This window comes from Bacillus cereus group sp. BfR-BA-01316, from assembly GCF_022664195.1.
GTDB lineage: Bacteria > Bacillota > Bacilli > Bacillales > Bacillaceae_G > Bacillus_A.
Genome location: NZ_JAKUGX010000005.1, coordinates 60,229 through 80,364, shown reverse-complemented (window position 1 = coordinate 80,364; position 20,136 = coordinate 60,229). Strand labels below are relative to the sequence as shown.

Here is a 20,136-nt window from a genome sequence, read left to right as displayed (position 1 = left end):
CTCCGTTTTCTATTCATCTAATATGTTTTTCAATTTTTCATAATTAGTGCTATCCTTTTGAAATACATTCTCTTTCAATCCTTTGTTTCTTTGTATCCATTCAGTCGTAATCGAATATTGAATCATACCTTCATGGAAACTAAGGAACTTCAACATAATCCCCGTATTTTTATCTACAACCATTTCAAATTTCCCTCTCAAATCTTCAGATGTACTTACAGGCATTTCTATGTTTATTACCCCTTCTATTTTGTAGCAATCGAGTCCAAGATACTTCGTTTCTTTATAACTCCAATCTTTATATCGAATTAATAGATCAGCAAATTCTGATTGAATACTGTACTTAGCGAATCCCACATATTCGTCATCATACCGTTTCTTCTCACCTGATTTTCTCAACAACCTTTCCGTAGGACTTAATTTTAATAGTTCATTATTTCTTGCTTTTGGGCTCCATCTCGTCTCTTTATACGTATTATTCTTATCATTAAACTCTTTTTTTCCGTCCTCGCTATAAATAATCGTGCTTTTTTTCGATAGTTTGTCTTCTTTAGATGAAATACCACTTTGTTTCTCCGTATCAATCGCATATTTATATGTTGTAGCAATTCTTGTAGAGCTAGAATATTCTTCGAATTGCCCTGAAACATTTTGGAAATGATCAATTGAATCAAGCATCTTTTGATGAATCTTTTCCTTATCTGGATAATTGACGTTCGACTTTATTTCTTCTTCATTCTCATAATCAGAAAACGCATTCTTCTTTACGTAATTAAACATCCCTCCATTTTGTGCAAAGCTCTGTATAGAAAACTCAGACATAGATACAATTGACAGTGTTAGAACAGCGGCACTAATAAACATCATATGTACTCTATAACTCTTTCTTTTTACAGGAAGATTACGAAGTGTATCATTAATTTTTTCGTTTAGTGCCTGTGGCAATACGGTATTATCTTTTTCTATTCTCTTTTTTAATTTTTCATCAAATGATTTTTCTTTATCCATTTTAACCACCTCCTACTCCATCTTTAATCGCTCTTCTAATTGTTCCCTTGCACGTGACAATCTTGATTTAACCGTTCCTTTTGGAATTTCTAAAAGCGTTGCAATACTTTCTTGATTCATATCTTCATAATAATAAAGTACAGTTACAGCTCTTAGTTCTTCCGTTAAAGACTGAATAGCATTACAAAGGTCAATATCTTCATATCGATCGAACGCCACCATATTACTATCATGATCCTCAATTACAATTACTTTTTTATAAGAGCGAATTATATTGTTACACTCATTTATTAAAATTCTAATGAGCCAAGTTTGAAAAAACTCTTCCTTTTTCAGTTTTTTTATATTTTCATAAGCTTTTAAGATTGTTGCCTGCATCGCATCCTCTATATTCGTCTCATCACGTAACATCGCCTTCGCAATGCGATACATTTTTACTTTTTCTGTATGTATAAGTGTCATAAAAGCCTCATGATTACCCTTTTTTGCTAAAGAAACATCCGTTTCTTCTTTTACAATCATCTTATATAAAGGAATTACTTTCACAATTGGTCCTCCTGTTTCAGCCTCACTTCAAATTTAACTTTACACGTATTAGACGGGGGAGCCTATAAAAAGGTTTATTTTTTTGAATATTTTTGTAAATTAAAAGATAAATATCCTTTTTAGGGTGCTACACAATAAACATATCGATTCAAATTCACAAACAAAAAAGTCCACTTTCACAGTGGACTTTTTACTTTATAACGGTAAATCTCTCTTTCTAAACACAACTATTGCTAACAAGAAGATGCAAACTGCTCCAACGGTTAACCCTAAACTTACCGGCCATATATTATATGATCCCTCGGCAATTTCTTTCGGACGAAACAGCGTGAATAATGATAGACTTCTCATCCATTCTAACTTATCACTTAATTTCCCTACCATATCTAATACGAAAAATAAGATTGTTAAACTTGCTGAATAACTAAGTGCCTTCCTTTCATCATTACATATACAAGAAAAGAAAAATGAATAGGCACTAACTACTAAAAATATGAGTCCTCCGACTATATTTATCTTCAAAAATAATTCTTTATTTAAGTTATTGTCTTTTAAAAACCATTCTGCACCTACTATACCCGCTACATACGTAACAAATACAATGATTAGTAGCCCCAATATGAGAACGGCAGCTTGTGTAATTGCAATTTGCACCCTTGATACAGGTGTTGCTAATAAATATGCCATCGCCCCTTTATCTACATGACGAGCAATTAAATGCGTTGCAACCGTGACACAAAAAATTGTTAAAATGATAATAAACAATAGACTATAATATTCACCAGCTAAAAAATCCATTACATTTTGAATCGGACTTTCCATTCCAACGATTTTTTTTACACTATCAGGCATGGCACTTATTAATTCATTTAACCCTTTCGCTGAAACCATCGATGGGAATATCCAAATTAATAACCATAAATAAAGAGCTGCACCAGTAGCATAACTCAAAATATTTTTTTGAGTTTCTTTCAAACTAGCTAAAAATAGTTGTTTATTCATGCTTTACCCCTTCTTTCTTCTCGTAATAATGCATAAATAAATGTTCTAAATCCGTCGCTCTCGTTTGAAGTGCCGTTACATTATAGTTTGAAAGTATTTGTAAAACAGTTTGATAGTTTCCTTGCACAATAATTGACGCCTCTCTACCTTTCACTCCTTCAAATTGCAAATCACATTGTTTAAGAGACTCGATTTCTTCTTGAGATGATACAGTTACATCTATCACCTGTCTTCTCATGCCTTGTAAATCATGAATGTTTTCAACTGTTACAAGGCGACCATCTTTAATAATAGCCACTCTGTCACAAGTTCTCTCAATTTCAGTGAAAATATGCGACGACATAAGAATCGTTTTTCCTCTTTGCTTTTCCTCTAATATTAAATCTATAAACACTTGTTGCATAAGTGGATCGAGTCCTGATGTTGGTTCATCTAAAATTAGTACTTCTGGATCATGCATAAATGCAGCAACAATCCCTACTTTTTGTTTCATTCCTTTAGACATTTTTCGAATTGGTGTTTTCACATCGAATTGCAGACGCTCTATCAAGTCATCACGTCTCTTCGTTTCCTTTAGCCCACGCATTCCTTGCATCAAATTTAAAAACTCTAATCCATTCATTCCTTCAATAAAAGAAATTTCTCCTGGTAAATAGCCAACTTCTCTTTGAATTTTCGCAGCATCTTCCCAACAATCTAATCCGAAAATTGTCGCTTTACCAGCCGTCGGTTTTATAAATCCCATTAAATTACGAATTGTTGTTGATTTCCCAGCACCATTTGGTCCTAAGTAGCCAAAAACTTCCCCTTCTTTCACTTCAAATGTAATATCAAACAAGCCTTTCCCATTTGAAAACTGTTTTGTGACATTTTGAACTGAAATCATAAGCCCACCTCATTTTTTGAAATATTTAATGTATGATATTTCAAAATTATTGTACTCCTCATCTTTCATATTCGCAACAACTTTTTGAAATATTTATATGTCCATATTTCAAAAATATTGTTTTCAATTATTTTTTCTTGTATATTTTAAATGAGGTGATTGTATTGAACGGCTTTGAAAAAGTGAAAGAAAAGAAAAAACGTGCCATTAAAGAGGCAGCCTTCGTATTATTTTCAGAACGTGGATTTAATGAAGTGAAAATAGAACATATTGCAAAAAAAGCAAACGTTTCTCAAGTTACAATTTATAATCATTTCGGAAGTAAAGATGCGTTATTTAGGGAACTTATACAAGAATTTATAATATCTGAATTTCAATATTATAAAGATCTTGCAGAAGAAAAATTACCTTTTCATGATATGATGCAAAAAATGATTGTAAAAAAAATGAATACGGGCGGATTATTTCAGCCTGATATGCTACTACAAATGATGCAAAGAGACGAAGAGCTCCGAGAATTTATTTATAGTTATCAAAACGAAAAAATCCTGCCTTGGTATTTAGAAATATTAGAACAAGCACAGCGCAAAAATGAAATTAATCCTCATCTTTCAAAAGAAATGATGTTACTGTACATTCAAATGTTCACTAAATTAGGTGATGATTTCGGGGCACAGCTTCTTGAAGGAGATCGAGAAAAACATATACAAGATATAGTTACAATGTTCTTTTACGGACTTTCTGTTCCGCAAAAATAAAAAAAGACACAGAATCGTGTCTTTTTTATTTTACCGAAATAACTCTACCAGTTTCACTACTTTCAATTGCCAATTGAATAAGTCTAATAACTTCCAAGCCTTCTTCTGCTGTTACAGGTGGTTTCTCACCATTTACAATACTATCTCTTACACCTTTATAATACATGTCATAACAGCCGACTTCTGTCGGAATACGCTCTAACTTTTCTTCCGTTTCTAAAATAGCAAAATTCTCTTCAGAGTCTGCTCCATAACCATTATCCCCTGGCTTCATTCCAGTTTTTAATTGTTCTTCCTGTGAATCCATACCATACTTCACGATAGAACCCTTATCGCCATGCAGTGTAAAATGTGGTCCAGCTTGTTTCACATAACTGCTACTATGTAAAATGACACGTTTTACTCCGTAGTGAAGTACGACATGGAAATAATCATCAATTTCTGCACCTGGTCGTTGTTTTATTACATCTGCATTTATCGCATCTGGTTTCCCGAATAATGATAACGCTTGATCCATTAAATGCGATCCTAAATCATATAAAATTCCTGAACCTGGTAAATTCTTTTCTCTCCAGCGATCACGTACATGTGGACGGAAACGATCGAAATGCGCTTCATATGCGTATACATTCCCTATTCTATTTTCTTGTAATAGTTTCTTTATCGTTAAGAAATCATTATCAAAACGACGGTTGTGATACACACTTAAAACGACATTATGTTGCTTCGCTAATGAAATAAGTTCTTCTCCCTCTTCAATTGAAACAACGAATGGTTTCTCCACAACAACATGCTTACCGTGTACAATCGCTTCTTTTACATATGGAAAATGAGTTGTATTCGGTGAAGTAATGACCACTAAGTCAATATCAGCTCGGTTTACTAATTCATCAATTGTACCAACAACTTCAGCATTTGGTAATGCTTGTTTCACTACTTCTTCTTTTGATGATAAAATAGCACGGATATCGTATTCTTCTATCGTTTGTAATAACGGGATGTGAAATGTTGTACTAGAAAATCCAAATCCTACAATCCCTACACCTATTTTTTTCATGTTGCCCCTCCATTTGTGAGAACGATTTCATTTCATTATTATAACAAGATTATTTTTATATACATAACGTTTTGCTCATACATACCTTTTCATAACTAAAAACCTTGCTAGTTATACACTAGCAAGGTTTTTTTCACATTTACTCTGTTCGTTTTTTTGTCCACGTTTCAATTACTTCACCAGTATCATTAACATCTAGTACTAAACTACCATTACTATACCGGTCTTTATTTCGAAACGCTTTCGGATCAATTTCTTCTACAATGTGTTTCCCTGTCTTCATGTAAACTAATTCATCATCTCGAACAATTTCAATACCGACAATACGGTACGGATTACGTTTTAACTCTTTAAAAATTACAAGGCCGCGCTTCGCCCTCGTTGATTTCTCAATTTCTGATGCCTTTATACGTTTCACAGCACCGCGCTGCGTAACGAGAATAAGTTGATCTTTTTCACCATTTAACGGTTTACCAGAAGCAACATAGTCATCTTCTTTTAAATTAATTGCTTTCACACCAGCTGCTCTTACACCAACTGGACTTACTTCTTCTTCATTGAATACAAGTGCATATGCACCATGTGTTGCAAGAACAATATCACTTGTCCCATCTGTCGCAAATATATCAACAACTTCATCATCTTTTTTCAAGTTTACAGCAACGAACGCCCGTGAATAACGCTGTACTTTATATTGGTTTAATTCTGTTTTCTTAATCATACCGTTTCGTGTAACAAATACGATAAATCGTTTTTCTTCTTCAAAATTCGGTACGACTGTTGCCCAAATTAACGATTCATCTCGCTCGAGTGAAACAAGATTCGCAACGTGTTGACCTAAATCTTTCCAACGAATTTCTGGCATTTCATACACAGGAAGATAAATATAATTTCCTTTGTTCGTAAATAAAAGAACGGTTTCTGTCGTGTTTGTATCGAAACGCTCAAGTAAGATGTCACCCTCTTTCATACCGAAGTATTTCCCGTTCGATGCATTATGCGAACGCCAACCTGTTCGTTTCACATAGCCTTCTTTCGTTACAGTAACGATGACATCTTCTTGCGGAATCATAACTTCCACATCGATTTTAATTTCTTCAATTTCCTCTTCAATTATCGCACGGCGATTATCACTATATGTTTTCTTTACTCTCTTCAAATCTGTTTTTATAACTTGAAAAAGTCTTTTTTCACTTTGTAGAATCGTCTGTAACTCTATAATTTTCTTACTAAGTTCCGCTGCTTCTTGCTCTAGCGCTGTAATATCTGTATTCGTTAAACGATATAATTGCAGTGAAACAATTGCTTCTGACTGCGCCTCTGTAAATCCAAATTTCGCACTTAAATTATCTTTCGCATTACGCTTATCTTTAGACCCACGAATCGTTTCAATCACTTCATCTAAAATTGATAATGCTTTCTTTAAACCTTCTACAATATGCTGACGATTTTCTGCTTTTCTTAATTCATATTGCGAGCGTCTTGTAACAACTTCTTTCTGATGCCCAATATATGCATCCAAAATCTTAGGTAATGTCATAAGTGTCGGACGACGATTATTTATCGCTACCATATTAAAGTTGTATGGAATTTGCAAATCTGTATTTTTATATAAATAATTTAAAATACCTTCAGCATTCGCTTCTTTTTTTAATTCTACAACGATACGAAGACCTGTACGATCTGTCTCATCACGTACTTCAGCAATTCCATCTAGCTTTTTATCTATACGTAATTCATCCATTTTCTTAACAAGATTCGCTTTATTTACTTCATACGGAATTTCTGTAATAACGATTTGTTGCTTCCCGCCACGAATCGTTTCAACCTCTGCTTTTCCGCGAATAATAATTTTACCTTTACCTGTTTCATACGCTTTTTTAATGCCATCTATCCCTTGTATAATACCACCTGTAGGGAAATCTGGTCCTTTAATAACTGTTAATAAATCATCAACAGTACTATTCGGATTATCAATTCGCATCATCGTCGCATCAATTACTTCTCCAAGATGATGCGGTGGAATTTCTGTTGCATAACCAGCGGAAATCCCTGTAGATCCGTTCACTAATAAGTTCGGGAACATTGCTGGTAATACAACAGGTTCTTCACTCGTATCATCAAAATTTGACACGAATTCTACTGTTTCTTTATCAAGATCACGTAATAACTCAGATGCGATTGGTGATAACCGTGCTTCCGTATAACGCATTGCTGCTGCTGGATCCCCATCAACACTACCGTTATTTCCGTGCATTTCAACTAGAACATTACGTACTTTCCAAGTTTGACTTAAGCGTACCATCGCCTCATATACAGAGGAATCACCATGTGGATGATAATTACCGATAACATTACCTACTGTTTTAGCTGATTTACGAAACGCTTTATCATGTACATTTCCTTCTACATACATGGAATATAAAATACGTCTTTGTACTGGTTTTAAACCGTCACGCGCATCTGGAAGCGCGCGGTCTTGAATAATATATTTACTATAACGCGCAAAGCGGTCACCTAACACGTCTTCAAGCGGGAGGTCATGAAACTTCTCTGCCTGCATGTTATTCCACCTCCGTCTCCATAATCATTTCATTTTCTAAAATATTTCCTTCTTCTTGCATACCAAATTGTACATTACGCTCAATCCATTTACGGCGAGGTTCTACTTTATCACCCATCAATGTCGTAACTCGGCGCTCCGCTCTTGATGCATCGTCAATTTTCACACGAATTAACGTACGTGTTTCAGGGTTCATCGTTGTTTCCCATAATTGATCGGCATTCATTTCGCCAAGTCCTTTATAGCGCTGCAACATATAGCCTTTACCGACCTTTTTCGTTACACCACCTAATTCTTCATCAGACCATGCATATTCAATTACTTCACTTTTCCCTTTTCCTTTACTTACTTTATATAAAGGTGGAAGTGCGATAAATACTTTACCAGCTTCAATAAGTGGTTTCATATAACGGTAGAAGAACGTCAATAGTAACACTTGAATATGTGCTCCATCCGTATCTGCATCGGTCATAATAACAACTTTATCGTAGTTAATATCTTCAACAGCGAACTCATTCCCTACGCCGCCGCCAATTGCGTAAATAATCGTATTGATCTCTTCGTTCTTAAAAATATCAGCAAGCTTTGCTTTTTCCGTGTTAATTACTTTACCACGTAATGGTAGCACCGCTTGGAAACGACGATCTCGCCCTTGCTTTGCTGAACCACCAGCCGAGTCACCCTCTACTAAATACAATTCGTTTTTCTGAGGATTACGTGATTGTGCAGGTGTTAACTTCCCGCTTAAAGTACCTTCTGATTTTTTCTTCTTCTTACCAGTACGCGCTTCTTCTCTCGCTTTACGAGCAGCCTCACGTGCTTGTGCTGCTTTAATTGCCTTTCTCACAAGAAGTGTAGCTACATCCGGGTTTTCTTCCAAAAAGTAAGCTAAATGCTCAGATACAATTGCATCAATTGAAGAACGAGCTTCACTTGTACCTAGTTTCCCTTTCGTTTGCCCTTCAAACTGGAGTACGTCTTCTGGTACACGTACAGAAACAATCGAAGCTAATCCTTCACGAATATCTGTACCCTCTAAATTTTTGTCTTTTTCTTTTAATAAAGAAACTTTACGAGCATACTCATTGAACACACGTGTCATTGCTGTTTTAAATCCAGCTTCGTGTGTTCCACCGTCTTTTGTACGTACGTTGTTTACAAACGAAAGAATGTTTTCTGAGTAGCCATCATTAAACTGAAATGCTAACTCTGCTTCAATTCCATTTTGCTCACCAGAGAAATATACAACTGGATGAATCGAATCTTTCTCTTCGTTTAAGTATGAAACGAAAGCCTCAATTCCTGTTTCATAATGAAATACATCTTCTAAATCATTACGCTCGTCTTTTATCGAGATTTTCATTCCTTTTAATAAGAATGCAGATTCACGTAATCTCTCACATAATGTTTCATAGTTGTAATTCGTTGTGCTGAAAATAGTTGTATCTGGTTTAAAGTGCATCGTTGTACCAGACTCTTTCGTTTTCCCGATTTTCTCTAACGTCGTTGCAGGAATACCACCATTTTCAAAGCGTTGTTCATAAATGCTACCATCACGCTTAATCGTTACTACTAGCCATTCTGACAAGGCGTTTACAACTGATGCCCCAACACCGTGTAAACCACCACTCGTTTTATAGCCTCCTTGGCCAAACTTACCACCAGCATGAAGTACAGTTAAAATAACTTCAGGTGTCGGTTTTCCAAGCTTGTGCATTCCCGTAGGCATTCCTCGCCCTTTATCAATAACGCTAATACTATTATCTTTATGTATTACGACAGAAATTTCGTCGCCAAATCCCGCTAATGCTTCATCAACGGAGTTATCTACTATTTCATATACTAAATGATGCAATCCACGGCTATCCGTACTCCCGATATACATACCCGGGCGTTTTCGAACGGCTTCAAGTCCTTCTAACACTTGAATTGCATCTTCATTGTATTGGAACTGATGCTTCGCCAAACTCCTTGCCCCTTTCCTAATCAAATCAGAACATATGTTTCTATTATAGAATAACGCCTCGACTATAGTTTTGGCAAGTTATCTTATCTCTTTTATATACCATTTTCAATAGAAAAATCCTTGTTTTTTTTCACAAGGATTCCTCTAGGCTACTATTTCAGAAAAATAATCGTTTGTCAACGAGAAATGGATATGTATTCCAACATTATACATTCCAAACCTTTATCATGATCCAAATGATCAATATCCAAAACGGGATAACAAGTAACAATCCCCAAAAACAGCCTTTAAAAAATCTCATGATGAACACCTCGTTCATCCGCCCTACTTATGTAAAAAGCGAGGGCTGACTCAATCTTTCTATCTTTAAAGTCTATACTATTTTGTCATTACATGCTCTACTTTAATACAACGATCCATTATTACTGTATAGCCTTTTTCTTGTAAAAGTTTATATGTATCTTCATCTTGTACTCCTAATTGTGCCCAGAAAACATCTGCATCAATCTCTACAAACTCTTTCGCAACATCCTTTAAAAATTCTGAGCGACGAAATACATTTACAATATCAACATGTTCTTTAATATCCGTCAGTGAAGAAACCGCCTTTTCTCCGAGTACTTCATCTACTGTTGGATTTACTGGAATAATGCGGTACCCAGCATCTTGCATTGCTTTTGAAACCATATACGATGTGCGTTCTGGCTTATCTGATAATCCAACAACTGCAATCGTTTTACTTTTCTTCAATACTTCACCAATTTCCGTACGAGTTGGGTTTTCAATTGTCATAATTAATCCCTCCTATACCTTTATTATATCCGATAAAGAAAGTCTCTTTCAACATGAAAGAGACTTTCTTTATTCCGATTGATGTACGCTAATAAGCAGAAGGAAGAGAACTCTCCACTGATTAAAGTTTACATTTATTGATTTTTTGTAGCTGAATTATCTGCTAATGTAGCTGTTTTCGTCATTTTTTGACCGTTGCGGTAGAATGTAACTTCTACGTTCTCGCCTACTTTTTTCTTTTCATATAAGTATTTACGGAATTGAAGTGAATTTTCTACTTTTTGATCATCTAATGCTACTACAAGATCATATTGCTCTAAGCCAGCTTTTTCTGCCGGTGACACAGGATAAATTTTAGCTAATACAACGCCATTTGTTACTTCTTTTGGTACTTTTAATTGGTTTAATGCATAAGCTTGCACATCTTCTAATGAAACTACACCTACACCAAGAGCTGGGCGTTTCACTACTCCGTCTTTTTCAAGCGATTCAATAACTGGTTTTGCAACATTAACTGGAATTGCAAAACCAATCCCCTCAACTTCTTGCTGCGCAATTTTACTTGAGTTAATTCCAATTAATTCACCGTTTTGGTTAAATAATGCACCGCCACTATTACCAGGGTTAATCGCTGCATCTGTTTGAATAACTTGTGCTTGCCAGTCTGGACGTTTGTCCCCATCAATATCTACTGGAATTTCACGTTCTTTACTACTGATAATGCCTTCTGTTACGCTGCCATCAAATCCAAGTGGGTTACCGATTGCAATTGCTTTTTCACCAGCACGAAGTTTACTGGAATCACCTAAAGTTGCAACTTTATTAACAGTAGATCCATCAATCTCTACAACTGCTAAGTCTAACCAAGGGTCCTTACCAACTAATTTTGCATCAACTTGCTTTCCATCGCTCAGTTTAACAGCAAGTTTATTTGCACCGTCTACTACGTGGTTATTTGTTACAATATATGCTTTATTTCCTGACTTTTTATAAATAACACCTGATCCTGTACCAGCTGTTTGCTCTTGTTCTGCCTGTTGCATCGCAAACGGATCAATAGTCTTCTGCATATTAATTACACCAACTACAACATCCTTTGCGCCTTCAATCATACCTGGCAAATCTGTTTCGCCCTTCACTTTATTAACAACAGGAGCTACAGTACCTTCCACTTGTTGATTAGAGTTGAATGACGAAACTGCTGCCCCATTATTTTGCATCCATGGCATGTATGGTGCTGCAAAACTAATCGAAACCGCCCCGACTACAGCTCCAACTAAACCTGTGAAAAAATATCCTTTTTTACTACCTGATTTTTTCATTTCTCTCGTTTCACTATGCTCTTCATTTAAATTCGGTCCGTCGTAATATCCCATGTTTTATTTCCCCTCTCTGGTGAATTCGTACTTTCAGTATAGTCACAGTTTGTGTCCTTCTTGTGAACTCATCGTGAAATCCAATTAAAAAAATACTCCTATCTATCATTGTAGACAAGAAAAGTATTTTTTGTACATTCCACCTACAAAGGAGAGTGTAAATTTGCTATATCCCAAAGCCGAGATGCATAGTAACTTAAAGGTTATTCTTCAAATTTGTAACCTACTCGAATAACAGTGCCGATATGCTTCGCCTTATCTCCTAGCTTATTTCGCAGTTTTTTAATATGTGTATCAACCGTTCGGTCATCGCCGTAGTAATCATATCCCCATAACTGATCTAATAAATGTTGGCGTGACAACACAATTCCTTTGTTCTCCATTAAATAAACGAGAAGCTCAAACTCCTTATGTGTCAATATAATTTCTTCTCCATCTACTAAAACTGTTCTAGATAGTCGATTCACTTCTATTCCAGCTAAAGACATAGTATTCTCTTCTGATACTCCTACCGCTCCATCCGCACGTTTCAATAACGTCTTTGCACGAGCTACTAATACTTTCGGACTAAAAGGTTTTGTGACATACTCATCTGCACCTAGTTCAAAGCCTAGTAATGTATCATCCTCATCAGAACGTGCTGTCAGCATAATAATTGGTACCGCTGACTCTTTTCTAATTCGTCTACAAACAGACCAACCATCTATTTCTGGTAACATAATATCTAACATAATTAAATCAATTGTATGTTCAGCAAATAATTCTAGCGCTTTTTTTCCATCTTCCGCTTCGATTACTTCAAAGCCTTCATTACGAAAATAATCACTAACAATCTCACGTAATCTTCTTTCATCTTCAACAAGTAATACTGTTTTATTCATATAACCTATCCCGCCTTTTTACTCTTTCAATCGAATAATACGTTGATTGGAGCTTCCGCGAAATGGAAGTGTTAAATCTTTTTTATCAAGTTCAAATCTTCCATCGACCAAAACATCCCCATAATGTAACAATTCTATCATATCATTATTTTGAGCACTCTGTATCTCTTCTAACGTGTAACCTGTATAAATCCATAGATTTTTTTTCAAATCCTTCACTGCTTTTGCTACTTTTTTCACTTCAGCAGCTTGAAAAAATGGATCTCCACCTGAAAATGTTACATCGGTTAATGAATTTTTTTCAATCTCTTTCACAATTTCTTCTACCGTCATTTCAGTTCCATTGCAAACATTCCATGATTTCGAATTATGGCAACCGATACAACGATGCGGACAGCCCGCAAAAAACACGACTGTCCGCAACCCCTCTCCATCTACTACACTATCATGAATGATATTCATAACTTTCATTTATGCTTCACCCGATCCATCTCTTCACTACGTTTCGCGCTATTCCACTTTGACATATCTCCTACAAGATATCCTGTTATGCGGCGAATTCTTTCTATTTCATTCTCATCTTCATTTCCGCAGCTCGGACATTCATTCCCGATAATGCCATGATAACTACAGCACTTACAACGATCGACAGGATGGTTAATTGAACCGTAGCCTACGCCGTACTGCGCCATCGCTTGTACAATTTGCTTTAACGCCTTTTGATTATGCACAGCTGCACCATCTAGTTCAATATACGTAATATGTCCGCCATTACAAAGAGCGTGGAACGGTCCTTCTAATCGAATTTTATCTATCGCTTGAATATTGTAATACACCGGTACATGAAACGAATTTGTATAATAATTATGATTTGTCACACCGCTAATTTCACCAAATTCTTCTCTATCTTTCTTCACAAACTTTCCTGATAACCCTTCTGCTGGCGTTGCAATTACAGAGAAATTGAGTTGATGTTCTTCCGTCGCCTTATCCATTCTCTCTCTCATAAAGGAAATAATTTCATATCCAAGCTTCCACGATTCTTCATTTTCTCCATGGTGCTTTCCAGTTAACGCTACTAAACATTCTGCAAGACCGATAAAACCAAGACTTAACGTCCCTTGTTTTAAAATGGGTGCCACAGCATCTTCAGGTTGTAACGTTTCTCCACCGCGCCATACACCTTGTGAATATAAGAACTGAAAATCTCTTGCTCTCTTTGTACATTGATAAGCAAATCTCTCTAATAATTGCTTAACGCCCAAATCTAAGTAATAACTTAGCGCTTCAAAAAACGCTTCTGTTGAACCACTAATTAGCGCTAATTTCACTAAATTAATAGAAGTAAACGATAAATTCCCTCTTCCAATTGCTGTTTCTTCCCCATGTATATTAGACATAACACGAGTACGACACCCCATATAACATACTTCACTTTCAGGTCGCCCATCATAGTACACTGCATTAAACGGAGCATCTAAAAACGAAAAGTTAGGGAATAATCGCTCAGCTGTCGTTTCTAACGCTAATTCAAATAAATCATAGTTCGGATCACACTCTTCAAAGTTCAAGCCTTTTTTCATTTTGAAAATTTGAATAGGAAAAATCGGTGTTTCCCCTTTACCCAGTCCAGCTTGCGTCGCTTTTAAAAGTTGCTTAATTAAAAGTCTTCCCTCTTGCGATGTGTCTGTTCCGTAGTTAATAGAAATAAATGGTACTTGTCCCCCGCCCCTACTATGCATACTATTTGAATTATGAACGAAAGCCTCACACGCCTGATACGTATCATTTTCTGTTTCTTTCCATGCAAATTCCTCTATTTGTTCTTTCGTAAGCGGATATGACTGTAATCGTTTTTTATGTCTCTCTACTGTTTTTCTCACATATGGAGCTAAATCAATATCAAAGAGCGCAAACGATTGACCACCGTGCTGCATATTTTGATTCGCCTGAAAAACAATTGAAGAAAGCGCCAACGCACTTTTAATGTCTTGCGGTTGTCTCATATGTCCATGTCCAGTATGAAAACCGTGAGCAAGCATTTGCGCTAACGGAATTTGTGAACAAGTCGTCGTTCCTGTTGCATAAAAATCTAAATCATGTGGATATAATATATTTTGATCTATCGCTTTTTTCACTTGATCTGATAATAATTTTTCTACTGCATAATACTTTGCGCTCTCAGATGCGAACGTTCCCATTACTCCCATTGGAGATCGGCCATCTACATTTGCATTTTCCTGCATTAAATCTTGTTCATTACCGTGGATAATTGTCTCAAATACTTTCATTAATTCTTCTCCACGTACATTTTGTTTCAACATTCATAACCCTCCATCAACATGTTGTTGTCTTTTGATTAAAATCATACAACATATAGTTCTAGTGTTTTTGTGAAAAATGTAACATTCCTGTGAAAGTTTTTTTAAAAATTAATGACTTTTTCATTTATAAAAAAGAAATGTGCTCTTTACAAATGTATGGTACAATAAACGGGAAAAACTCTTTTTACCCTTTATCAACACATTTGTATAAAGGAGACTGAACTCATGGTTATTACATATCTTTTATTTATCGTTGCCTATCTACTCGGTTCGATTCCATTTGCATTAGTCGTTGGAAAAATCGGTTATGGAATCGACATTCGTGAGCATGGAAGCGGTAATCTAGGCGGAACTAATACATTCCGTACATTAGGGAAAAAAGCAGGTTTTATCGTAACAATTGCTGACATTTTAAAAGGTACATTAGCAACAGTTCTACCGATTATTTTCGGGTCAGATATTCACCCACTATGGTTTGGATTAGCCGCTGTTCTTGGACATGTCTATCCGATCTTCGCAAAATTCCGCGGGGGGAAAGCAGTTGCAACTTCTGCCGGGGTATTATTATGCTATTCACCAGTTGTTTTTGCAATATTAGCTGTTGTCTTTTTCAGCCTTTTATTTACAACAAGATACGTATCACTTTCTTCTATGGTAACAGCTGTCGTTGCTGTTATTGCATCCATTGTTAGCGGGGATAAAATCTTCATTATTGCGATGTGTTTATTAGCAGGTATGGTTATTTATAAACACCGTGCAAATATCGGACGAATTATAAATAAAACTGAACCAAAAGCAAACTTTTCAAAAAAGCAAAAATAAGATCGTAACCCACATAACGCAAAAAGAAAACGTGAAGCATATTAATAGCGTCTTTTTGCGTTATTTTTTATACTAAAGAAAAAGCAACATAATTTGGAGGAACTATACATGAATCTTTCCGTAACAAAAGAAGCAGCACAATGGTATAAAAACGAATTACACTTACAATCAGGTGAAACACTACGCTTTTTCGTACAATACGGTGGTTGCAGTACTGTGCAAAAAGGACTTTCTTTAGGTATTCGTAAAGATGACCCTGCGCACCCTGCTGTTCAAATTCAAGAAGAAGGTATTAACTTCTTTATTGAAGGCGATGATGAGTGGTTCTTCGATGGACATAATTTATTAGTTACACTTAACGACGGTGATGATTTCCCACAATTTAATTATGAAAAATAAAAAAACGTGGCTTCTGCCACGCTTTTTTTATTTCTTTTTAATTTCCTCATATTTCGCATACCACTCAGGATATAATTTTTTAAATGATACAGGGCGGAACCCTTCTTTTTTCGCACAAATATTCGTTGTACTTGCAGTAATACAAAGCTCGCCATCACCGTTATAAATTTCATAACCATATACAACACGAAGCGGGCTCACAGTATCAATCCACGTTTTCACAATTGCTTTTTCTCCGTAACGCATCGCTTTACGATATGAAATTTGCAAGTCTAATACAGGAGAGATAATTCCCTCTTTCTCCATTTCAACATACGAAAATCCTAATTCTTGTATAAGTTTCGTGCGCCCAAGTTCTAGCCACACTAAATAGTTTGAATGGTAAACAACACCCATCTGGTCTGTTTCCGCATAGCGGATTTCAACTTCATGTTCTGCTACAAACATTTCTATTCGCCTTCTTTCACTTCTGCTGCCTTGCATACATTTAATCATAATACAGCGGAATCAAAAATAAAATAAAAACAGTGAATCTTTTATCGAAAGGGGCAAGCACATGATTCAAATTGTAACTGTTCGTAGCGGTGATAGTGTATATAGTTTAGCTTCAAAATATGGATCTACACCTGAAGAGATTGTAAAAGATAATGGACTAAATCCAGCCGAAACACTCGTTGTTGGTCAGGCACTTATCGTTAATACAAAAGGCAATAACTATTATGTACAGCCTGGTGACAGCCTTTATCGAATTTCTCAAACATATAATGTTCCTCTCGCCAGTTTAGCTAAAGTCAATAACCTATCATTAAAATCTATTCTCCATGTCGGACAACAATTATATGTACCAAAAGGAACAAAACGAGCAGCAGAATCCATTGCTTATTTACAACCTTCAACAATACCGATAAAAGAAAGTTTAGTAAATGCTACACGTGCTATTAATCCATTTTTAACATATTTAGCCTACTTCAGCTTTGAAGCAAAACGAGACGGCACTTTAAAAGAACCCACCGAAACAGCTAAAATCGCTAATATTGCAACGCAAGGTAAAACCATCCCTATGCTCGTTATTACAAATATCGAAAATGGAAATTTCAGTGCCGATTTGGCATCTGTTTTTTTACGTGACGCAACGATTCAAAACAAATTTATTACGAACATTTTGCAAACAGCTGAAAAATACGGTATGCGAGACATTCACTTTGATTTCGAGAATGTAGCACCTGAAGATCGCGAAGCATATAATCGTTTTTTACGAAATGTAAAAACACGCTTACCTAGCGGGTACACATTAAGTACAACGCTTGTACCGAAAACAAGTTCCAATCAAAAAGGGAAATTTTTTGAAGCTCATGATTATAAAGCACAAGGACAAATTGTTGATTTCGTCGTCATTATGACATACGACTGGGGTTGGCAAGGCGGGCCACCGATGGCGATTTCTCCTATTGGTCCTGTGAAAGAAGTACTTCAATATGCAAAATCTCAAATGCCACCACAAAAAATTATGATGGGGCAAAATTTATACGGTTTCGATTGGAAACTGCCATTCAAACAAGGAAATCCACCTGCAAAAGCAATTAGCTCTGTTGCAGCTGTTGCACTAGCTCGTAAATACAATGTTCCTATCCGCTATGATTTCACGGCTCAAGCTCCACATTTTAATTACTTTGACGAAAACGGCGTCCAACATGAAGTTTGGTTTGAAGATTCACGGTCCGTGCAAAGTAAATTTAATTTAATGAAAGAGCAAGGAATAGGCGGTATTAGTTATTGGAAAATCGGTTTACCGTTCCCGCAAAATTGGCGTTTACTCGTTGAAAACTTTACAATCACGAAAAAGGGCTGACTTTTGTCAGCCCTTTTTGTACATTCTGTTAAGACTCATCTTTGATTTCACTTTTTAATGAATCAATACTTTCTAAACGTCTTTCATTTTTCGCTTCAATGGCAGCACGATCTTTTCCATTAGAAAGTTCCGCTGTTTCTTTTGCTTCATTAAAATTATCAATTGTATTTTGCACCATCTCTTGTAATTTTTCAGCATTGTCACTTCGATTGTCTGGATTCGGCATTTACTTCCCTCCTAATTATAAATACATACCATCTTAAATTACCTATATCCCTTCAAATCTATACATAAAAAAGGAGAATGCAACATTCTCCTTTTCTTTAACCGTTATCTACAATCGGTTGTTTACCAGTTTGATCTTGCATTTGCTTCCCTTTATTTCCACCAGCTTTTTTCGATTGTGTTCCAATTTGATTTGGTGCAAAGTCTTTTGAATTCTTTTTTGGATTACCCATTACTATCGCCTCCTTAACACTAGTATCGTACTAGTGTTAAGAATTATTCAGCCTGTTTAAAAAGTTGCATTTCATAACGTTTTTCAATACGTTTTTCAATTCGATCGATTGCATCACGATCGCTTAATAATTGTTGTTTATTTTCATTTACAAGCTCTTCAAACGATCTACGGCGACTTCTTCTCATGCTGCTCACCCTTTCTTCTACGTTTTCTTATTACATAGTATGAGCAAATGAAAAACTCTTTAATCAGATTTGCAAGAAAATTTCATGTTTTGATAAAAAATCCCATGCGCATATGTTGCACATGGGATTTTTTACACCATCATATTTAAATATTTTGTAATTTCTTCATCCGCATTTACTTTATTTGCTCTATATTCATCCAGCGCTCGGAATACAGAATCGTATTGTTCTACAATGTAGCTCTCTAACTTCAAAATATCCTCTACACTGTCAATCATAATTCTCGTGTTGCCAATCTCACTTTTCAATGCTGCCTCGTATGTTAAGCTCGTACAAATTTCTCTTACATCGTCTTCCATTTTTTCTGTTAACACATATTTCTTTCGCCCTTTGACCTTTAACCTTATAATTGGGTAAAAAGCTTTTATATCTAAATAACTCCCCACATTCATACAGCGAATCCATTCAATATTACGTTTATTTCGTACAAGCATTTCTTTTACCGCTTCAAATACCGCTGTTTCATCAAGTACTTCCTTATTCGCTTTTCTTTTTCCTTCTTCTTCAACCGCTGCACATTTTTGATAAACAGCTGCACATGTAATACAATCGTCAAATGCATTATGAGAACTTAAACGAATTCCAAGCATTCGTTTTAACGTTTCAAGTTTATGATTAGGCGCATGCTTCATATATTTTTTCGCTAAAAACACAGTATCGATAACTTTATTTTTCGGCTCAGGTAGTCCAAGCATATTTACATTACTCTTTAAAAAACGCATGTCAAAAGAAGCATTGTGTGCCACTATAACATTTGCGTCTAAAAACGCTAAAAATAACGGTAATACTTCTTCAATTGTCGGTGCGTCTGAAACACGATAATTTGTAATACCTGTTAAACTCGTTATCCGGCTCGGAATTGGACGCTCTGGATTCACATACGAAACAAACTGATCTACTAGTTCATGATTGTGATATTTCACTGCTGCTACTTGAATAATTTTATCATTATAAGGGTTAAATCCTGTTGTTTCAAAATCAATTACAACATAATCTAACGGTAAGGATACATTCCCCACTCCATACACTCCTTCATCTATTAACGATTATATTTCTTTTACCCCGATTGGTGCAGGCTAATAATCAGCGGGGGATGAACACCTCCCCCACTGATTAAAGTTTCACTTTATCATATCACGAAGTTATCACTACTTGAAAAAGAAAAGGCAGAAATGGCCACTTCCCATCTCTGCCTTCTCACT

General features: G+C 35.8%; 21 protein-coding genes. 4 read left to right on the top strand and 17 right to left on the bottom strand.

Annotated elements, in window-relative coordinates; translation table 11 throughout:
• Positions 1–9: 9 nt before the first annotated feature.
• The 4 genes from MR071_RS06205 to MR071_RS06190 all read right to left on the bottom strand — a co-directional run bounded on the left by MR071_RS06205 (position 10) and on the right by MR071_RS06190 (position 3,442).
• Entirely contained in the window at positions 10–1,008 is a 999-nt protein-coding gene (locus MR071_RS06205; protein ID WP_242235407.1) for an anti-sigma factor, read from the bottom strand.
• A gap of 12 nt (positions 1,009–1,020) precedes the next feature.
• Positions 1,021–1,554, bottom strand: a complete 534-nt coding sequence (locus MR071_RS06200) for an RNA polymerase sigma factor (protein ID WP_000864747.1) — start codon at positions 1,552–1,554, stop codon at positions 1,021–1,023.
• Positions 1,555–1,749: 195 nt separating this feature from the next.
• Positions 1,750–2,556 carry an ABC transporter permease subunit gene (locus tag MR071_RS06195; RefSeq protein ID WP_105585256.1) on the bottom strand — a complete coding sequence of 269 codons (807 nt, stop codon included), beginning with the start codon at positions 2,554–2,556 and terminating at the stop codon, positions 1,750–1,752.
• A complete protein-coding gene (locus MR071_RS06190) occupies positions 2,549–3,442 on the bottom strand; it encodes an ABC transporter ATP-binding protein (RefSeq protein ID WP_105585257.1) in 894 nt (297 codons plus the stop codon). Before MR071_RS06190 ends, MR071_RS06195 begins: the two co-directional genes overlap by 8 nt.
• 164 nt (positions 3,443–3,606) lie before the next feature.
• On the opposite strand from MR071_RS06190, the gene MR071_RS06185 reads away from it, so the two are divergent.
• Complete coding sequence (locus MR071_RS06185) at positions 3,607–4,200, top strand: TetR/AcrR family transcriptional regulator (RefSeq protein ID WP_142395797.1); 594 nt, start codon at positions 3,607–3,609, stop codon at positions 4,198–4,200.
• Positions 4,201–4,225: 25 nt separating this feature from the next.
• Here the strand turns inward: MR071_RS06185 and MR071_RS06180 are convergent, their stop codons facing one another.
• From MR071_RS06180 to MR071_RS06145, 8 genes are all read right to left on the bottom strand, one after another.
• Entirely contained in the window at positions 4,226–5,257 is a 1,032-nt protein-coding gene (locus tag MR071_RS06180; protein ID WP_242235404.1) for an oxidoreductase, read from the bottom strand.
• Between the two features lie 139 nt (positions 5,258–5,396).
• Positions 5,397–7,820: a DNA topoisomerase IV subunit A gene (gene parC, locus MR071_RS06175; protein ID WP_242235402.1), complete on the bottom strand. Its 2,424-nt coding sequence runs from the start codon at positions 7,818–7,820 to the stop codon at positions 5,397–5,399.
• Between the two features lies 1 nt (position 7,821).
• Complete coding sequence (parE, locus tag MR071_RS06170) at positions 7,822–9,786, bottom strand: DNA topoisomerase IV subunit B (protein ID WP_085312101.1); 1,965 nt, start codon at positions 9,784–9,786, stop codon at positions 7,822–7,824.
• Positions 9,787–10,164: 378 nt separating this feature from the next.
• Complete coding sequence (locus tag MR071_RS06165) at positions 10,165–10,578, bottom strand: CoA-binding protein (protein ID WP_002137699.1); 414 nt, start codon at positions 10,576–10,578, stop codon at positions 10,165–10,167.
• A gap of 134 nt (positions 10,579–10,712) precedes the next feature.
• Entirely contained in the window at positions 10,713–11,954 is a 1,242-nt protein-coding gene (locus MR071_RS06160; RefSeq protein ID WP_105585261.1) for a S1C family serine protease, read from the bottom strand.
• Between the two features lie 203 nt (positions 11,955–12,157).
• Positions 12,158–12,835: a response regulator transcription factor gene (locus MR071_RS06155; protein ID WP_002087776.1), complete on the bottom strand. Its 678-nt coding sequence runs from the start codon at positions 12,833–12,835 to the stop codon at positions 12,158–12,160.
• A gap of 18 nt (positions 12,836–12,853) precedes the next feature.
• Positions 12,854–13,306, bottom strand: a complete 453-nt coding sequence (gene nrdG, locus MR071_RS06150; RefSeq protein WP_105585262.1) for an anaerobic ribonucleoside-triphosphate reductase activating protein — start codon at positions 13,304–13,306, stop codon at positions 12,854–12,856.
• Positions 13,303–15,159: an anaerobic ribonucleoside triphosphate reductase gene (locus tag MR071_RS06145; RefSeq protein ID WP_105585263.1), complete on the bottom strand. Its 1,857-nt coding sequence runs from the start codon at positions 15,157–15,159 to the stop codon at positions 13,303–13,305. The genes nrdG and MR071_RS06145 overlap by 4 nt, the downstream gene beginning before the upstream one ends.
• 225 nt (positions 15,160–15,384) lie before the next feature.
• Here MR071_RS06145 and plsY point away from each other — a divergent pair, with 225 nt between their 5' ends.
• The gene (plsY, locus tag MR071_RS06140) at positions 15,385–15,981 is read left to right on the top strand and encodes a glycerol-3-phosphate 1-O-acyltransferase PlsY (RefSeq protein ID WP_105585264.1); all 597 of its coding nucleotides are present in this window, start codon (positions 15,385–15,387) and stop codon (positions 15,979–15,981) included.
• Between the two features lie 108 nt (positions 15,982–16,089).
• On the top strand, positions 16,090–16,380 hold the full coding sequence (locus MR071_RS06135) for a HesB/YadR/YfhF family protein (RefSeq protein WP_105585265.1): 291 nt from the start codon (positions 16,090–16,092) through the stop codon (positions 16,378–16,380).
• Between the two features lie 27 nt (positions 16,381–16,407).
• On the opposite strand, the gene MR071_RS06130 is transcribed toward MR071_RS06135, so the two are convergent.
• A complete protein-coding gene (locus MR071_RS06130; protein ID WP_000495819.1) occupies positions 16,408–16,827 on the bottom strand; it encodes an acyl-CoA thioesterase in 420 nt (139 codons plus the stop codon).
• 109 nt (positions 16,828–16,936) lie between these two features.
• On the opposite strand from MR071_RS06130, the gene MR071_RS06125 reads away from it, so the two are divergent.
• Positions 16,937–18,229, top strand: a complete 1,293-nt coding sequence (locus MR071_RS06125) for a glycoside hydrolase family 18 protein (protein WP_105585266.1) — start codon at positions 16,937–16,939, stop codon at positions 18,227–18,229.
• Between the two features lie 28 nt (positions 18,230–18,257).
• On the opposite strand, the gene tlp is transcribed toward MR071_RS06125, so the two are convergent.
• From tlp to MR071_RS06105, 4 genes are all read right to left on the bottom strand, one after another.
• The gene (gene tlp, locus MR071_RS06120) at positions 18,258–18,455 is read right to left on the bottom strand and encodes a small acid-soluble spore protein Tlp (RefSeq protein WP_105585267.1); all 198 of its coding nucleotides are present in this window, start codon (positions 18,453–18,455) and stop codon (positions 18,258–18,260) included.
• A 97-nt stretch (positions 18,456–18,552) separates the two neighbouring features.
• Positions 18,553–18,687, bottom strand: coding sequence for an acid-soluble spore protein SspN (gene sspN, locus MR071_RS06115; protein WP_000527988.1), 135 nt, complete (start codon positions 18,685–18,687; stop codon positions 18,553–18,555).
• A gap of 43 nt (positions 18,688–18,730) precedes the next feature.
• A complete protein-coding gene (locus MR071_RS06110) occupies positions 18,731–18,874 on the bottom strand; it encodes an FbpB family small basic protein (protein WP_105585268.1) in 144 nt (47 codons plus the stop codon).
• 131 nt (positions 18,875–19,005) lie between these two features.
• Entirely contained in the window at positions 19,006–19,953 is a 948-nt protein-coding gene (locus MR071_RS06105) for a 3'-5' exonuclease (RefSeq protein WP_105585269.1), read from the bottom strand.
• Positions 19,954–20,136: the final 183 nt, after the last annotated feature.

What these genes read in the sequence shown, in the direction of transcription:
- MR071_RS06205 (WP_242235407.1), bottom strand. Translation starts at nt 1,008, where the DNA reads ATGGATAAAGAAAAATCATTTGATGAAAAATTAAAAAAGAGAATAGAA.
- MR071_RS06195 (WP_105585256.1), bottom strand. Translation starts at nt 2,556, where the DNA reads ATGAATAAACAACTATTTTTAGCTAGTTTGAAAGAAACTCAAAAAAAT.
- MR071_RS06190 (WP_105585257.1), bottom strand. Translation starts at nt 3,442, where the DNA reads ATGATTTCAGTTCAAAATGTCACAAAACAGTTTTCAAATGGGAAAGGC.
- MR071_RS06180 (WP_242235404.1), bottom strand. Translation starts at nt 5,257, where the DNA reads ATGAAAAAAATAGGTGTAGGGATTGTAGGATTTGGATTTTCTAGTACA.
- parC (WP_242235402.1), bottom strand. Translation starts at nt 7,820, where the DNA reads ATGCAGGCAGAGAAGTTTCATGACCTCCCGCTTGAAGACGTGTTAGGT.
- MR071_RS06165 (WP_002137699.1), bottom strand. Translation starts at nt 10,578, where the DNA reads ATGACAATTGAAAACCCAACTCGTACGGAAATTGGTGAAGTATTGAAG.
- MR071_RS06160 (WP_105585261.1), bottom strand. Translation starts at nt 11,954, where the DNA reads ATGGGATATTACGACGGACCGAATTTAAATGAAGAGCATAGTGAAACG.
- MR071_RS06155 (WP_002087776.1), bottom strand. Translation starts at nt 12,835, where the DNA reads ATGAATAAAACAGTATTACTTGTTGAAGATGAAAGAAGATTACGTGAG.
- nrdG (WP_105585262.1), bottom strand. Translation starts at nt 13,306, where the DNA reads ATGAAAGTTATGAATATCATTCATGATAGTGTAGTAGATGGAGAGGGG.
- MR071_RS06145 (WP_105585263.1), bottom strand. Translation starts at nt 15,159, where the DNA reads ATGTTGAAACAAAATGTACGTGGAGAAGAATTAATGAAAGTATTTGAG.
- plsY (WP_105585264.1), top strand. Translation starts at nt 15,385, where the DNA reads ATGGTTATTACATATCTTTTATTTATCGTTGCCTATCTACTCGGTTCG.
- MR071_RS06135 (WP_105585265.1), top strand. Translation starts at nt 16,090, where the DNA reads ATGAATCTTTCCGTAACAAAAGAAGCAGCACAATGGTATAAAAACGAA.
- MR071_RS06130 (WP_000495819.1), bottom strand. Translation starts at nt 16,827, where the DNA reads ATGTTTGTAGCAGAACATGAAGTTGAAATCCGCTATGCGGAAACAGAC.
- MR071_RS06125 (WP_105585266.1), top strand. Translation starts at nt 16,937, where the DNA reads ATGATTCAAATTGTAACTGTTCGTAGCGGTGATAGTGTATATAGTTTA.
- tlp (WP_105585267.1), bottom strand. Translation starts at nt 18,455, where the DNA reads ATGCCGAATCCAGACAATCGAAGTGACAATGCTGAAAAATTACAAGAG.
- sspN (WP_000527988.1), bottom strand. Translation starts at nt 18,687, where the DNA reads ATGGGTAATCCAAAAAAGAATTCAAAAGACTTTGCACCAAATCAAATT.
- MR071_RS06110 (WP_105585268.1), bottom strand. Translation starts at nt 18,874, where the DNA reads ATGAGAAGAAGTCGCCGTAGATCGTTTGAAGAGCTTGTAAATGAAAAT.